This is a genomic window from Falsihalocynthiibacter sp. S25ZX9, assembly GCF_041205405.1.
Lineage (GTDB): Bacteria > Pseudomonadota > Alphaproteobacteria > Rhodobacterales > Rhodobacteraceae > Falsihalocynthiibacter > Falsihalocynthiibacter arcticus.
Genome location: NZ_JBGFCD010000017.1, coordinates 19,037 through 33,660, shown reverse-complemented (window position 1 = coordinate 33,660; position 14,624 = coordinate 19,037). Strand labels below are relative to the sequence as shown.

Sequence of the window (14,624 nt, the reverse complement as noted above, 5' to 3'; positions counted from 1 at the left end):
TTAAATATGGAGGAAGTATGGCTTTTGAGACCTTAAAAACGGCAATTCTGCTTTTGTTGGACGAAATTGAAAAAGCGCCAGAGGATGTGCATATATTGCAGGAATCTTTGCGGGAAAAACTGTCTGAGATGCGCGCGCTTGGTTTGCCAGTTCCCGAGGATTTGGAAGCCTTTGAACGCGCCCTAGAAGACGAGAGCGCGGAAGACTATTTCAACAATCTTCCCGTCTAAGGCGCTGACTTAGCTTAAAAAAATTCCGGCTACGACCATCATAAGGCCGAGGATTGACGTAAACAGGGCCCCCATATTCCAAGCGACAAGACCACGCAAACGCACGCGCATCTCTTCATCGCTTAGGCCCTGTTTGCGCGCGCGCAGCGCGGAAACAATACAATAGATCAAGCCAATCAGGCCGATCAAGGATAGCACCGCGCCAGCGATAATCAGGATGTCCATTCATTTTCTCCAAGAACAAGTGTTTTGCCGCCTAAAGGATGTCAGCTTTCAGAGCAAGCCCCTTGCGGCTCTGGATTGTGTTGAGTAGCTATGGCGCAGCAAAAAACAAAACAAACCGACGAGGGTTTTCTGATGAACGATTTTTCCAGCGATGCAACTTATCGCGTGACCGCCGACGAGCTGCGTCAATTTATTGAGCGCATAGAGCGTTTGGACGCCGAGAAAAAAGACCTCGCGGAGCAGCAAAAAGAAGTCATGTCCGAAGCAAAGGGCCGTGGATACGATACTAAAGTCCTTCGTAAAATCATTGCCCTGCGTAAGCGTGATGCGAATGATTTGGCGGAAGAAGAAGCTGTGATGGAGATGTACAAAGAAGCTTTGGGGATGACTTAAAAGCGTTTGCATGTACCGCCATCGGTAGCTTTTTAAGTACCTCAACTACCGTGGAGGTACTGCAGTCAAGCTTACCGCAAAAAAATGCGGAAGCTGGCCCGACGCGACGTTGCCCCCAAATATGTCGCTGGGCTAGCGTATCTGAAGGAACACTGCGCAAAAATCAATATCTCGATACCCGAAGTTTCGTGCTATATTGGCTTAAGAAGTAGAATAAACGAGCCCCAAAAAGAGTTGCTGAAGCTAAGTCCCTGAAAGCCTCAAAAGCTGAAGTTTTAACGGACAAAATTCAATTGAAGAGCACTTAGGTTTTAGAGCATCACTCTGAGTATGAACAACTTTTTGAACAAAATGAAAAATTGGGAAAGCAAGAAACGATAGCGACTATACCTCTTGCTTAAAAGTCCGCGGGCCTTCGCGGCCTCGTGCGCAAAACAGATGATCACTTGTGGAATTATGGGTTTTTGCGAGGTGGGAACGGCTGGCGGCTGTCGCCTGCATTCGACATCAATCCGGAGCATCGGCCGGGTGGTCAATTACAGGCACCGATTTCGGAGATTCATAGGGCAGAATATTCTATTCGCTCGGTTCTGGATACGGCCCCGTATTTTGATCTGACGACGGGCGAGGCGCGCGAGATGATTGGGGATATGGCGCGGTATATTGCCGGCTACTGGCGTTGAATTTGCAGTGAATTACAAGTGACTCGCAGCGGTTGGACCGACGATTGAAAACCATGATATCTCATAGGCTGCGCGTCTTTGAGCATGGTAGGAAACTAAACTGAGGCAGCCATCAAAATCTGCATCATCCGGAGTGGTGCTCAGGCAAACTCGCCCAATCGATTTAATGAACGGGATGTTCAAAATGGCGACTATGCATTCGGCAATGAAAAGTCTGATATGAATGCTTATCGACACCTTGAGTTCCCAAATAGATCGATCTTTCGCTTGCCACTATCCAGAGGCCGCGACTGGCCGCAAGGCTAAATTGATTAATGCGATTTTGTCGGGCGCGTTTGGCCGCGCTTATTGCACAATTCGGTGGGAACACCGGACGCTTACGACGACGTCGGGGCTCTTGCAACTCTCCCACGGCAAGCGGTTAAAAAGCGCGTTGACGATAAAAAATTAAGAAAACAAGCGACAATGAATGTGCTTTTGCAATAAATATTGTGAACTATTCATCGGAGTCATCACTGTCTTCAAGGGCCGTTCTGCGTCGGAAAAACATAAGTAAAAGCGGCACGCTTGTTAGCAGGCCCAGTCCAAGAATCACGCCCATGATCCACTTTGAATTGCCCTCCATGGCCTTTGCTCCGATAAAGACTAAGGCGAAGCTTGCAGGCAGGATACCGGCGAAGGTTGCGAGCAAAAATCGCCAGAGATGCAAGCGGCTGAGGCCTGCGGCGTAGCTCATTATATCAAAAGAGACGAACGGCAGTAATCGGCTGAAGAATACCGCAAATGTCAGCGCGTTTTGGGAACCCAAAAGACCCCTACCGGCCTTCTCACCAAGGAACCGCTCGACGGCTTCCTGGCCAAGATAGCGTGCAATAAGAAACGCGAGAACGGCCCCCGTTTCCGCCCCAATTGCTACATAGATCATACCCGCCATCTTGCCGTAAGCGGCCCCCGCGGCAACGGCGATTGGCGCGCTAGGAATTGGGCTGGCGACAACCGCGAGGGTCATCAGCGCAATGATGGCGAGCGGGCCCAGCACCCCCAGATTTTCGATCCATGCGGTCGTTTTCTCGGCGTCAAACATGGCAGGCATCCCAAAAAACCACAGCAAGACCGCGACGAGCACCAAAACGGTGAATATCGCGACGGCGAGGTGTTTTGTTTTGAGGGTCTTGAAGCTGAGCATGCAACGTTTCTAAAAAGGGGCTAGGAGCGACGGCGATAAACCACGTCCTTTATCCAACTGTGAATTGGCCCATCATTCCGCCGTCTTCATGTTCGAGGATGTGGCAATGATACATAAAAGGGGCTTGTTTGGAGGCCGGGTGATCAAATTTGATTAAGAGATCTGCAGACCCGTGTACCAAAACGGTGTCTTTCCATCCAGTGTTTTGTGCTTGAGGCGGCTGGCCGTTTTCCGACAGGACTTGAAACATTGCTCCGTGAACGTGAAACGGGTGCATCATCATGTCGGCTGAAATTGTCCAACGCTCCATTGCGCCAAGGTCGACGTTGAAATCAATGTGTTTCATATCAAAGGGGGCTCCGTTGATGGAAAAACGTTGGTCCGATGGGCGAAACATCATGCCCATGCCCATCGACATATCGAGGGAAAAACGACGCCATTTTGCGTTGGAGGCATCGGCGGTTGGGCGGCTACCACCAAGGGCCGTGGGGAGGCGCGTTATCCGCGCGGGGAGGGACGCCTCGACGCTGAAAGGAAGTACAGGGAAGCCGCCGGCTCGTTGATTGCCGCCGCCCATCATGCCAGCGTTCGGATTTTGCGCTGAAACGAGGGTCACCGCGCGTTCGTCGGAAAAATCTACCAACACTTCATACCGTTCCCCCGGTGCAATCCTGAGGCTCGTGAGGGCGATGGGTTGATCTAGGAGCCCACTATCTGTCGCAACGAGATGCATCGGCCGATTGTCGGATAAGGCCAGCGTATAAATCCGCGCGTTCGATCCGTTCAAAAGTCGCAGGCGCACCACTCCGCGCGGCACAACCGCAGTCGCGCCGATTTGTCCGTTGATCAACATCGTATCCCCAAGAAAACCGGTCATCTGTTCGGCCATCCCGATGGACAAATCCATTTGCCCATTGCGCGTAAACCGGCGATCCTGAATTACGAGAGTCAGGTCATCCACCCCGTAAGTTGACGGGAGTTCCCGCGCGTCATCTTGGCCGTCTGAGATCTGCAACACGCCTGCCAATCCCATCTGAACCTGTTTGGCCGTCGCACCATGAATGTGAGAGTGATACCAAGCCGTGGCGGTGGGTTGGGTCAAGGTGATTTCTGGTGTCCACGTTGCCTGCGGTGCGATGGGTTGATGAGGCCCCCCATCGACGCTACCGGGCACGAGAAGCCCATGCCAATGCACAGAAATCGCCTCATCCAAGCTGTTCTTAACTTCAGCGACCGTTGTTTGCCCTGTCGCCATGCGCAGGGTCGGCCCAAGGAAGGGTTGGTTAAATCCCCATGTGTCAGCGCGGGACGAACCTTTAAACAAAGTCCGCCCCTTTTGCGCCTCCAACCGAACCCGTCTTGTCGTCGTTGCATCCACAAGTGGAGCCATGACCAGACGCTTGGGAGCTTCCTGACTAATGGATAAGTTCGGAAAGCCCACAACTGCGGTGCTTGCTGCGATACCGCCTAGAAGGGTTCGACGTTTCAATTTGTATCTCCGTTTAGTGTTTTAGAGCAGATCGTCGGGAAGGACGGCCTGCGCCTCTTCAATCGTCAAAATTGGCAGACCCGTATTGATCCATCCGGCGCCGACACTTGACCCAAGCATCCCTTCGGAGACATCAATGAAATTTTCGTATCCAGCCGCTTTCAGGTTCTTATAAACGGCCCCTGAGCGTCCCCCCGTCGCACAGATCAGCGCAACGGGCCGGTCTTGGGCAAGCGTTCGCGCCGCCATAAGTCGCTCCGAAAACCCTTCCTCATGCAGGCTCACAGGCCACGCACCCTGTGCCACGCCTGTCTCGGCCCATTCCTGAGGCGAGCGGATATCCAACAGAAGAATTTCATTCAGTTGCAGGGCCTCATAGGCCTCAGTCACCGACCAAACCTCACGGTTTTGGGCGAAAGTAATCGGGGCGAAAGTCGTTGCGGGGAGAGCTGCGATGAGGCCGAGAATTGTCCTACGGTTCAGTTGCATAAAGGGGTTTCCTTTCGATTGTGCTGAGCGTGGTCGCCTAGTTGTCGGACGGACCAGACTCTTCTCCCATACCACCGTTTCCTCGCATCGGCATGTCCATTCGGTCGGCAGGCGCGGTCATTTCGCCCATTGTTACCATGCCATCCCCATCTGCATCGAGGTCTTGAAACCTATCAACCATTTGCGCGCGAACCATTTTGCTGTGAAGCGCCTCAAATTCGTCGATTGAAAGAGTCCCGTCGTCATTCGCATCCGAATTTGCGTGCATCGATTGCAACATTCCATGCGCTTCTTCGTCTGAAACAGTTCCGTCGCCATCGGCGTCTGCCTCAATGCCCTCCATCATCACGCCCTGCATCAACGCCATCAAATTCTGGTTCATCATACGTGAGTGCATTTGCATCATCATGCCCATGCTTCCCGCCATGTCTTCATGATGGCCACCCCCCATCATTCCCATGTTTCCATTCCCGCCCATCATACCATTGAACGCTTGTGGTGCGCCTTTGGGTTTTTCGCCGTCATGATGTCCTGCATCCGCAAAGGCGGTGGTGCTGACTGCGGTGAATAGGACAAAAGATATTGCTGTTTTGAGGGTATTTGACATTGTTGTCTCTCCAAAATTATTTCCGCTTTACACTGACAAGAAATGACAGAAACCAAAGCCAGCGCACGCTTGGATTTGTATCCATCTGTCGCAATGGAGGATGGCTGATACAATTGGCGACAAAAATGAGCCTGACCCACCGGATATATTTGATTTAGAAAGAGAACATGATGAACCCGCCACATATTCTCGTCGTAGACGACCACCTGCAAATCCGTGAAAGCATGACCCGTTTTTTGATAAAAAATGGTCTGCGGGCCACTCCAGCCAAGGATGCAAAGGACATGGATTCCAAGCTGGCGATGGGGCATTTTGACCTAATCGTCTTGGATGTCATGATGCCTGGAGAAAGCGGTCTATCGGTCTGTCAGCGCCTTTCTGGAGAACAAAAAATACCCATCATTTTGTTGACGGCATTGGGCGACGATACGGACCGTATTGTCGGCCTCGAAATCGGCGCTGACGACTATATTTCTAAGCCGTTTAACCCGCGCGAACTTCTGGCACGTATTAAAGCAGTGCTGCGTCGTGCGGCACAACCCGAGAGGGTGATTGGTGATTTTGCGAGTAAGAAAATACGTTTTGCACACTTAGTTCTGGATGCCGACCGGCAGGTTTTGTTGAGCGAAGGTCAGGAAGAAATTGCCCTAACAAGCGCGGATTTCAAATTGCTGGTCGTGCTGCTCGAACGCCCCCGTGTCGTTCTGAGCAGGGATCAGCTTTTGGACTTGGCGGCAGGCCGGTCTGGAGGGCCCCTTGATCGTACAATTGACAACCAAATCAGTCGATTGCGGCGCAAAATTGAAATAGACGTCCTGCGCCCTAAAATCATCAGGACCATTCGCAATGGTGGATACTGCCTGTCGGTTGATGTTGAGGTTTTTGGCGGATGATGGGGCTTTTACGTACGTTGCGTGTGCAGCTCGTTCTTCTGGTCATGGCAGCCTTGTTGGTAGCCCAATTTATTAGCCTTTGGTTGTTTGCTGACGAACGCAGCCTCGCGGTTCGCGCTGCATTGGGGTTTGAGGCTGCCGGTCGTGCGGCGAATGTTGCGCGCCTAATTGAAGAGGCTCCTCCAGAGCTTCACGTCTCGATTTTGCGCGCGTCCAACTCCCCCTTGGTGCGGTTTGAATTGGCGTCTCGGCCCATTGTTCAACACGCGGACCATTCTGACAGTGGCATGGTTGAGGGACGCATTCGGGCGTTGTTAGACGACAGTTTTAGTCGCGATATTCGCGTCGAACTGCACGAAATAGAGGGGCAGATTTTGCCTCTCCCACACCTTTCGCAGGAAATGGCCCAAATGCATGTTGCCATGATGCGCGGCGAGTTGTCGGCGGTTGAAATGAACCTGTCCATTGGCATTACGGGCGGGGATTGGCTTAATGTGAGCACGCGTTTTGAACGGCCACCCATTCAATGGCCGATCTATTCCATGCTCACTTTCGCCCTCTCTGCCGCCGCAATTTTGGGGGTCGTTTTTTGGTTTTTGATGACCCGTCTTACAGGCCCGTTGCGGGGTTTGGTACAGGCGGCGGATCGTCTGGGTCGCGGTGAGGATGTCTCTGATTTACCTATGGTTGGACCCGCCGAGGTGCGCGACCTTACCTCTACTTTTAATCGGATGCAGGATCGCCTCACGCGGTTTGTAGCCGACCGCACGCGGTTGTTGGCAGCCCTTGGGCACGATCTCCGCTCACCGCTTACGGCCCTGCGTGTCCGCGCCGAAATGGTGGATGATGAGGAAACGCGTGACAGTTTGGTTGCCTCGGTCGAAGAAATGCAGTCGATGGTCGAGGCAACCCTAACCTTTGCACGCGGGTTGACGGGGGGGGAGGGGCCAGAAGTCGTTGATCTGAAAGCCTTCCTTCAATCCCTTCAAACAGACATGCACACGCCATTCGAGCTTGCAGACGGCCCAACAATCGACGTGCGCCTGCGCCCCAATGCAATGCGCCGCGCTCTTAGAAACGTCATTGAAAACGCCGTGCGCTATGGGGGAAATACACGGGTGTATCACACGGTTTCAAAAGACGAATTTGTCATAATCGTGGAGGATGACGGCCCTGGAATCCCTGCCACGGAACTTGAGCGTGTGTTCGATCCTTTTTTCCGGCTTGAGCAGTCACGGTCGTTAGAAACCGGCGGGCATGGCCTCGGACTGTCGATTGCGCGCACAATCATTGGCGCACACGGTGGCGATATATCTCTGTTAAACCGCGAAGAGAGCGGGTTGCGCGCCACAATCACCATCCCGCTCGCCAATAGCACCGCAGCATAAGGCAAGATAGACCGATAAATTTAACGATTTTTACCTCCCTTTCCCTTTAAGAGGAAAGGCACATAGAGTCACCCAAGTGACTGTAATATATTATGATTTCTCTAGACGTTGACGCCTTGATGCGCAGTTTTGTAATCAGTGATTTCACGGTTTTAAACGTGGCCGAGAATTCTCACCCGCTCAAGCCGCTGCTTTTTAAAATTGCGGGGGCACGGGGGCGTCACGCAGGGTCACTATTGCTATGGGTCCTGATCCCCCCCGTTTTTGGCGCCGGCGTTTCGCTCTTTGGCTGCAACGTCCCAGAGCGGCTAAAAGCGCGGACACTGGTGGTGCAGGCGTGGATCGGTACGGGATTCTTCTCGTTTATGTTACTGACTTCAAACCCATTCCACCGCCTCTGGATGGTAATGACCTCAACCCGTTGCTTCAAGATGGGGCCACACGCATCCGCCCCCTTGACGTATCTTTTGTGGGGTCTGCGCGCGCAATTTGCCATGCGCCGCGCATGAAATGACCTTCGCCCATACGGGGCGCGCGATTGCGATGTTTGGCTTCATTGGGTATGGCGCGTGGAAAATATAAGAAATCGTCTTTGTCACCCCTGAAACGATTATTGCTATTGCGGGATTTGGCGTGACATTTGAGGGTATGGAAGGGGTCCGTGGCCCAATTACGCCGCGGATCGCGGTGCTCTTGTGGTGGAACGTAGTGGCAAACCAATCACCTATTGGATATCCTGCGGGGCAAAGTACCAAGACAGAAAGCGCAATCCGCTCGAAACTTGCGGGCGACCTTTGTACCTCAATATAGTCCCTGGTAGCGTAAAGCCCTTCCAATCGCAACAGTCCTCGCAGAGTAACTGTGAAACGATTGATTGCCTTCACGGTAATTTTTATTGCGCTTGTCGTTGGTGGGTTCTGAACCCAGACCGTGATCCAAATGAGGTACCTTCCGTGCTCATTTCTCAACCTGTGCTGGATTTCGATTTGCCGCCAATTGAAGGCATCGATGTGCCCGGATTGGCGCGTGATTTGAACTTGCTCGTGCGGGAAAGGCTGGTTGCCGGCGATAGCAACGCCCTAGCCATCGCCTTCATTCAGGTGCGGTATGGCGATTACGGCTCACCCGACCATTTTTGCTTTTGATGGCGGTGGCAATTAGGGTGCTCACCTTCCGACGAACGTCTCGTCAGGCCACACTAAAGGGACTGAGCGACGCAGAAGAACAAGAAATTGATACCTTCATCAATGAACAAAAAGCAGGACCGCACACATGATTTGGGCTTTGGTGGTATTGTTGCATTTTCCTACTAGGGCCTCAAAGGGTCGCCAGAGTTTTCCAACCTCGTTTTCGCCAACCGTCAGACAGAAGGCCAAGAAGAAGAGCGTGTTGTTGAGCTAACGGATAAGCTTTTTGCCGGTTTGCTCGCGGCCCCTGAAGGCGGTGCGTCGCAGGGCTGGATGCTAATGGCGCAAACCTACTACCGGATGGAGCGCTATGAGGAGGCCATGTCGCGGAGCAGGGCATCGTGTCTCCTCAGGCGGTCATTGAGATTGATAGGGCCGTTACCTTGGATCCAAGCAATCCGGCAGCCACGTGTTTGGGTGACGAATCTGATGATCTTGAAGGGGGGTGCGCTTTGCGAAAACCTACACCGTTCTAGATGAGCATGGGCAAGCCATTGAGCGATGCGCGTTTAGCGAATTTGGTATGGTGCGTGTTTTGTTAGCGGTTGCTTTATTTCTGGAAGCGTGAGGTCTGTGAGTGCAAATCCTTGGCGTCCGTTTTCGCAAGTGAATATGTTCTTTAGGGCTTCAGGTGTACCGGAATATTGGCTGCCGGTGAGGGCCCACATCATTACGCCTTCGTTTTGTTTTCTTGGAGCCGTGGCACTTTTTTATTGATGACTTCATGCATCAATATATGCGCGCCAACACACAGTATAATCGGAGAAAAAGCGGTTAGATTTGAGCCAATACTCGTCAGTTTTTACCTGTTAAGAACTATCCTCCAATTGGGATTAGCATGACGCGCAACAGGCAATCATTGCTAAGTGGACGAATTCTAAAGGTTGATTTTTTAGTACGCTGATTTTCGGCTTTAGAAACCTTTAGTTTATGTGAGGCTTCCAATAAACGCGTCTATCCTCCTTCAAAGTCAAGGATACATTTGGATACAAATTTGGTGCTTCCAAAACGTTGAAGCATCCCGTGAAAACTGCATAAACTAGGTCAACGTACCAGCCATTGCGCAAACATTTGAGGATGAAATGGGGAAACAAAAGTGAACAGAACTCAAAAGCACAGAGTGTTTGCCTGTGGGATCACTTTTCTAGCTATGCCTTCTGTTTTTCGGACACTCCCTATGATTTGGCAAAATTATCAGATTCAAGGCACTCGGGTGAAATCGATTTGAGTGTAGTCTTTAGAAAATTCAAAAAGGTACGATTATGATTAAATCGGGATATCTGATCGGTGGGGTCCTCTTGTTGGGCGGAGCCCTTGTTGGCTGGAAGGCTATGCAGCCTGCCACCGCCCCACAAGGCCATTCAATGGCACCTCCGAACACCAGTGCAATCGCTGAAGGATCGCCGATTGTCGAAGTGCAATTGCCAACCGAACTGTCGGAAAATGCGTCAATCGGTAAACAGGTTTTCGACGCCAAATGCTCAGAATGCCATGGTGTGAACGCTGCAGGGCAAAATGGCGTTGCGCCGCCGTTGGTCCATATAATTTATGAACCGGGACATCATTCCGACGAGGCATTTTTGAATGCGGCCCAAAATGGCGTGGGATCACATCATTGGGATTTTGGCAACATGCCCCCAGTGAAAGGTTTAACACGCGCGGAAATCCTCTATGTTGCAACTTATGTTCGTGAACTGCAGCGTGAGAACGGGATTAATTGATGGTGTCAAAGGGCTCTCTGGTTTTGTTTGGGATCGTCAAAGTGGTGACGCTTGTCGCCATCCTTGTGTTTACGGTTTTCCCCCGAGACTTGAGTGCTCATGAGGATCCAAGGGATGTGGCTTCTGTTTCAATTTCACACGAGTCCCCTGATCCATCGCATGCACACAAGGAGTTGGAAGCACAATCAGGCCATTGCCATCCCGGAATAGACTGCTTTGTTCCAGCCGTATTTTTCCTAAATACTGAAATTTTGATTACTCTACGACAGATGCAAACCAACTCTTTTTTTGTTCACTCCTATGGCGAAAGCTGGTTGCTTTTGCATGAAAGTCCCCCTCCGCGATACTGGTCTTGAAATAAACTTGTTCCAAAAAACCTTCACGGAGAAAACAGATGAAAACAACACCTATATTAGCATCCATAGTCGTAGGATTTACTGCCGTTGCCGCCTTTGCGCATGGCGGCGCGATGGGGATCGTAAAAGAGCGTATGGATGCCATGGATGCGATGGGCAAGGCTGTCAAATCCGTCGCCCCTATGATGCAGGGTACAACTGACTACAACACAGAGACAGTAAAGCAAGCGGCGGCGCTTTTCTTGGAGCATTCTGGCGAAGCAATGACTTCGTTGTTTCCGGAGGGTTCGGGGGCAGCACCGTCGGAGGCCAAGGCAACCGTATGGTCAGATTGGGACGAATTCTCCGAACTTGCCGAGCGGCTTGGCGTGGCAGCTGAAGGATTGGCCAAGGCTGCGGACAATGGACTTATGATGGGTGGCAATACAAGTAAATCCGCCAGCGATATGATGGGCGGCGGGGGAATGATGGGGGCTGCGCCTGCAACCAATATGACCGTTGCACAGATCGCGGCGATGCCCACCGATCAAGCCTTCACGATTGTGTCTCAAGTATGCACTGCGTGCCATACGAAATATCGTGCCGAAAGTAAGTAAATGAGATGGGTATTCAAGTTGGCTCTAGGGTCTGCGGCTCTTGGAGTCGTGGTCATTGGGGCGCTCGTTGTCTGGCCGATTGGTAACAGTCCTGCGCAAATTTCTCTTGAGGGTGATGTCGGCCGAGGTGCCTATCTTGCGCGTGCAAGTGGCTGTATTGCCTGCCACACCGATTTCGAAGCGGGTGGAGCGCCTTTGGCGGGGGGAGTCGAGTTGAAGACTCCCTTTGGCACGTTGTATTCCCCTAACCTAACCGGTGATCCTGTTCACGGGATTGGCGATTGGACCATTCAAGAATTTGCGGTGGCCGTTCGCCAAGGAATTTCTCCTGAGGGGGAGGCTTATTATCCAGCCTTCACCTATCCATTCTATGCGAATTTCACCGATCAGGATATCGCTGACCTTTGGGCAGCTTACCAAACAGTGGCCCCCGTTGCGGAACCTTCAAAGCCCCACGAAATGGCGTTTCCGTTTGACCAACGTTGGGGCCTTAAACTATGGCGCGCGGCATTCCTCAAACCACCTCGCACCAAGCCAAATCCAGACAATGATGCACTGTGGAATCGGGGGCGGCTTCTTGTCGGGGGTGCCACGCATTGTGCCGCCTGTCATACCGCGCGAAACTTTGCCGGAGCGCGAAAAACCGACACCGAGCACTTCAAGGGCAACGCCACTTTGCCAGGTGGCGGAAAAGCCCCGGCAATTGACTACGAAACCCTGCAAATGCGGGGCTGGACGGTGGATAACCTTTCCTATGCATTGAGCACAGGTGTGAAGCCCGACGGGGACGCCTTTGGTGATTCCATGGGGGAAGTTGTTTTGTATGGCACGAGCTTCTTGAGCCCTGAGGATCATCGCGCAATGGCCATCTACTTGTTGGATGATCATAGCGGCGGGTAATTGATTGCGCATCACGTATTGGAAGTTGGGAGGGGACGAACCCCTCTCCTATGAAGGAACAGAAATGACACAAACACGACGTGATGTTTTGCAAATGGGTTCCGCGTTTGGCGTTGCGGCAATGGTGCCGACAATTGGCCGCGCGCAAACCGCAGATATGCAAAGGATTGTCGCACGCCCTGCCAGCGTTCAACTAGCGCCGCCCGAATACCCCAAGACCGATATTTGGGGGTATGACGGCAAGCTGCCTGGCCCTGAAATACGTGTGCCACAAGGCGGGCCCGTCGCGCGGCGATTTGTGAATGAACTGCCGCAAGCAAGTTCGATGCATTGGCACGGCCTGCGCATAGAAAATGCTATGGATGGCGTTGCGGGCCTCACCCAAGAAGCGGTGCCAAAGGGCGAAACGTTCGACTACGAGTTTGTTGCGCCAGATGCGGGCACCTATTGGTATCACGCGCACAATCGGTCAACCGAGCAGGTTGCGCGCGGCCTTTATGGCGCGTTGATCGTCGAAGAACCAACCCCTGCCGACGTGGATCGCGATGAGGTGCTGATCCTTGATGATTGGCTGCTTGATCCGGAAACTGGCCAACTGGACCCCGATTTTGACGCCCCCCATAATAGTAGCCACGCAGGACGCCGCGGTAATTTTATTGCGACGAACGGAAGCTTTGACACAACGTGGGAGGTGCCCGCAAATACACGGCTGCGCTTGCGTCTCATCAACGCCGCAAATGCACGGGTTTTTCAGCTAGGCCTGTCTGGCCTTGATGGCTGGGTGATGGCGCTGGACGGTATGCCCCTCGAAACCCCGGAGCCGATTCCGGAGATGATTTTAATGGCCCCTGGTCAACGCGTTGATCTATTTGTCGATGTGACCGCCCCTATGGGTGAAACCGCGCATCTGGTGCGCATTGAAGAGGATCAAGGCTATTCTCAAGCGGCGTTTAGCGTGGTTGACGCCCTCGACTCTTCCAAAGAACAACGAGGGGCACCTGTGCCCTTGCCCCCCAACCCGAATATGGACGTGCCAAATCTGGAAACCGCGCGTCGCATCACTCTTGATATGGAAGGTGGCGCGATGGGGCGTCTGGAGACGGCCGTTTTGGACGGCGAGCGCATGGATTTCCGCGAGCTTGTGGCGGCCAATCAGTTCTGGTCTTTTAACGGTGTGGTGGGCATGACGCAGACGCCTCTTGCAAGCCTTGCGCGGGGCGAAACGGCAAGAATGCGCATCGCCAACAACACCGTGTTCCCCCATGCAATGCATCTTCATGGCATGCATTTTCGCGAGATTGCCGAAGACGGTACAATAGGCCCTCTCAGGGATACGCTTTTGATCTTTGGGGATGAATCACGAGAGATCGCCTTTGTTGCGGACAACCCGGGGAAGTGGCTTTTCCACTGTCATATGCTGTCGCATGCCGCGTCTGGCATGATGACGTGGATTGAGGTGGCGTGATGCAAAACCATTTTCGCGTTCTCAAAATCAAATTTCCCCCAACAGGAGACTTAGTATGAGCATCAGGAATTTAACCACGTCGGTGGCGCTGTGTCTTGCGGTCCCTTTTGCAGCGTATGCAGATGGGGTGAGCGACGAGCGGATAAAGGAACTTGCCCTAGAGGCCATTCTTGAAAACCCGCAAATAGTCATGGAAGCGGTTGCGATCCTCGAAAAACAGCGCTTGGAAGGCGAGTCATTGGCCGTGGCTGATGTGCTCACAAGTCAGCGAGCTCTATTGGAACAAGACCCAAATGCACCGGTTTTAGGTAATCCGGACGGCGATGTGACCGTTGTTGAGTTCTTTGACTACAATTGCCCCTATTGTCGAAGTGCGATGGGTGAAGTTCAAGCCATGCTCAAAAAAGATCCAAATGTGCGCTTGGTGTATCGGGAGTGGCCCATTCTTGGCGAGGGTTCGGTATTTGCGTCCAAAGCGGCGCTTGCCGCGCGCAATCAAGGAAAATATGAAGAGTTTCATTGGGCGCTCATGGGTATGAAGGGGCGCGCCGATGAGAAGAGCGTTCTCGCAATCGCTAAGGATATCGGTCTTGATGTGGACGTGCTTCGGCAGGATATGGACTCCCCAGAAGTGGCTGAACATATCGCCAGTTCCATGAGCCTTAGTCAAACCCTAGGGTTCAACGGAACCCCTTCCTTTGTGATCGGCAACCAACTCGTCCCCGGGTTTGTCGAACAGGCGCAGCTTTCAGAATATGTTGACGCCGTGCGAGAGGGGCAGGAATAATTGGGCTCCTCTGCGTTGTAAACTCGTAG

The 14,624-nt window shown here is 52.5% G+C and carries 17 protein-coding genes; 12 read left to right on the top strand and 5 right to left on the bottom strand.

Features of this window, described 5'->3' with window-relative positions; all coding sequences use genetic code 11:
• The first annotated feature begins 17 nt into the window (after positions 1–17).
• The gene (locus tag AB9F29_RS17390) at positions 18–230 is read left to right on the top strand and encodes a hypothetical protein (protein WP_039002504.1); all 213 of its coding nucleotides are present in this window, start codon (positions 18–20) and stop codon (positions 228–230) included.
• A 9-nt stretch (positions 231–239) separates the two neighbouring features.
• On the opposite strand, the gene AB9F29_RS17385 is transcribed toward AB9F29_RS17390, so the two are convergent.
• Positions 240–455 (bottom strand): hypothetical protein, encoded by a 216-nt coding sequence (locus AB9F29_RS17385; RefSeq protein WP_039002502.1) that lies wholly within the window; start codon positions 453–455, stop codon positions 240–242.
• Between the two features lie 132 nt (positions 456–587).
• Between AB9F29_RS17385 and AB9F29_RS17380 the strand changes: the two genes are divergently transcribed.
• Together AB9F29_RS17380 and AB9F29_RS17375 are read left to right on the top strand one after the other, a co-directional pair.
• Entirely contained in the window at positions 588–848 is a 261-nt protein-coding gene (locus tag AB9F29_RS17380; RefSeq protein WP_039002604.1) for a DUF2312 domain-containing protein, read from the top strand.
• 425 nt (positions 849–1,273) lie between these two features.
• Entirely contained in the window at positions 1,274–1,531 is a 258-nt protein-coding gene (locus tag AB9F29_RS17375) for a HipA domain-containing protein (protein WP_369756575.1), read from the top strand.
• A 496-nt stretch (positions 1,532–2,027) separates the two neighbouring features.
• Here the strand turns inward: AB9F29_RS17375 and AB9F29_RS17370 are convergent, their stop codons facing one another.
• The 4 genes from AB9F29_RS17370 to AB9F29_RS17355 are packed head-to-tail and all read right to left on the bottom strand — an operon-like array spanning position 2,028 to position 5,302.
• Entirely contained in the window at positions 2,028–2,717 is a 690-nt protein-coding gene (locus AB9F29_RS17370; RefSeq protein ID WP_369756574.1) for a TVP38/TMEM64 family protein, read from the bottom strand.
• Positions 2,718–2,766: 49 nt separating this feature from the next.
• Complete coding sequence (locus AB9F29_RS17365; RefSeq protein ID WP_369756573.1) at positions 2,767–4,206, bottom strand: multicopper oxidase domain-containing protein; 1,440 nt, start codon at positions 4,204–4,206, stop codon at positions 2,767–2,769.
• Between the two features lie 21 nt (positions 4,207–4,227).
• On the bottom strand, positions 4,228–4,695 hold the full coding sequence (locus AB9F29_RS17360; RefSeq protein WP_369756572.1) for a rhodanese-like domain-containing protein: 468 nt from the start codon (positions 4,693–4,695) through the stop codon (positions 4,228–4,230).
• 37 nt (positions 4,696–4,732) lie between these two features.
• Positions 4,733–5,302: a calcium-binding protein gene (locus AB9F29_RS17355; protein WP_369756571.1), complete on the bottom strand. Its 570-nt coding sequence runs from the start codon at positions 5,300–5,302 to the stop codon at positions 4,733–4,735.
• Between the two features lie 167 nt (positions 5,303–5,469).
• Here AB9F29_RS17355 and AB9F29_RS17350 point away from each other — a divergent pair, with 167 nt between their 5' ends.
• The 9 genes from AB9F29_RS17350 to AB9F29_RS17310 all read left to right on the top strand — a co-directional run bounded on the left by AB9F29_RS17350 (position 5,470) and on the right by AB9F29_RS17310 (position 14,595).
• A complete protein-coding gene (locus AB9F29_RS17350) occupies positions 5,470–6,195 on the top strand; it encodes a response regulator (RefSeq protein ID WP_369756570.1) in 726 nt (241 codons plus the stop codon).
• Positions 6,192–7,583 (top strand): ATP-binding protein, encoded by a 1,392-nt coding sequence (locus AB9F29_RS17345; protein WP_335586245.1) that lies wholly within the window; start codon positions 6,192–6,194, stop codon positions 7,581–7,583. Before AB9F29_RS17350 ends, AB9F29_RS17345 begins: the two co-directional genes overlap by 4 nt.
• 92 nt (positions 7,584–7,675) lie before the next feature.
• A complete protein-coding gene (locus AB9F29_RS17340; RefSeq protein ID WP_369756569.1) occupies positions 7,676–8,092 on the top strand; it encodes a hypothetical protein in 417 nt (138 codons plus the stop codon).
• Between the two features lie 444 nt (positions 8,093–8,536).
• The gene (locus AB9F29_RS17335) at positions 8,537–8,728 is read left to right on the top strand and encodes a cytochrome c-type biogenesis protein CcmH (protein WP_369756568.1); all 192 of its coding nucleotides are present in this window, start codon (positions 8,537–8,539) and stop codon (positions 8,726–8,728) included.
• Between the two features lie 1,304 nt (positions 8,729–10,032).
• Complete coding sequence (locus AB9F29_RS17330) at positions 10,033–10,491, top strand: cytochrome c (RefSeq protein ID WP_369756567.1); 459 nt, start codon at positions 10,033–10,035, stop codon at positions 10,489–10,491.
• A gap of 394 nt (positions 10,492–10,885) precedes the next feature.
• Entirely contained in the window at positions 10,886–11,443 is a 558-nt protein-coding gene (locus AB9F29_RS17325) for a cytochrome c (protein ID WP_369756566.1), read from the top strand.
• Entirely contained in the window at positions 11,444–12,343 is a 900-nt protein-coding gene (locus tag AB9F29_RS17320; protein ID WP_369756565.1) for a c-type cytochrome, read from the top strand.
• Positions 12,344–12,407: 64 nt separating this feature from the next.
• Complete coding sequence (locus tag AB9F29_RS17315; protein WP_369756564.1) at positions 12,408–13,808, top strand: multicopper oxidase family protein; 1,401 nt, start codon at positions 12,408–12,410, stop codon at positions 13,806–13,808.
• 55 nt (positions 13,809–13,863) lie between these two features.
• On the top strand, positions 13,864–14,595 hold the full coding sequence (locus tag AB9F29_RS17310; protein ID WP_335586239.1) for a DsbA family protein: 732 nt from the start codon (positions 13,864–13,866) through the stop codon (positions 14,593–14,595).
• Positions 14,596–14,624 lie beyond the last annotated feature (29 nt).

Coding starts and splice junctions, on each gene's coding strand:
- AB9F29_RS17370 (WP_369756574.1), bottom strand. CDS start 2,717: ATGCTCAGCTTCAAGACCCTCAAAACAAAACACCTCGCCGTCGCGATA.
- AB9F29_RS17350 (WP_369756570.1), top strand. CDS start 5,470: ATGATGAACCCGCCACATATTCTCGTCGTAGACGACCACCTGCAAATC.
- AB9F29_RS17315 (WP_369756564.1), top strand. CDS start 12,408: ATGACACAAACACGACGTGATGTTTTGCAAATGGGTTCCGCGTTTGGC.
- AB9F29_RS17360 (WP_369756572.1), bottom strand. CDS start 4,695: ATGCAACTGAACCGTAGGACAATTCTCGGCCTCATCGCAGCTCTCCCC.
- AB9F29_RS17330 (WP_369756567.1), top strand. CDS start 10,033: ATGATTAAATCGGGATATCTGATCGGTGGGGTCCTCTTGTTGGGCGGA.
- AB9F29_RS17345 (WP_335586245.1), top strand. CDS start 6,192: ATGATGGGGCTTTTACGTACGTTGCGTGTGCAGCTCGTTCTTCTGGTC.
- AB9F29_RS17340 (WP_369756569.1), top strand. CDS start 7,676: ATGATTTCTCTAGACGTTGACGCCTTGATGCGCAGTTTTGTAATCAGT.
- AB9F29_RS17380 (WP_039002604.1), top strand. CDS start 588: ATGAACGATTTTTCCAGCGATGCAACTTATCGCGTGACCGCCGACGAG.
- AB9F29_RS17355 (WP_369756571.1), bottom strand. CDS start 5,302: ATGTCAAATACCCTCAAAACAGCAATATCTTTTGTCCTATTCACCGCA.
- AB9F29_RS17310 (WP_335586239.1), top strand. CDS start 13,864: ATGAGCATCAGGAATTTAACCACGTCGGTGGCGCTGTGTCTTGCGGTC.
- AB9F29_RS17385 (WP_039002502.1), bottom strand. CDS start 455: ATGGACATCCTGATTATCGCTGGCGCGGTGCTATCCTTGATCGGCCTG.
- AB9F29_RS17320 (WP_369756565.1), top strand. CDS start 11,444: ATGAGATGGGTATTCAAGTTGGCTCTAGGGTCTGCGGCTCTTGGAGTC.
- AB9F29_RS17325 (WP_369756566.1), top strand. CDS start 10,886: ATGAAAACAACACCTATATTAGCATCCATAGTCGTAGGATTTACTGCC.
- AB9F29_RS17390 (WP_039002504.1), top strand. CDS start 18: ATGGCTTTTGAGACCTTAAAAACGGCAATTCTGCTTTTGTTGGACGAA.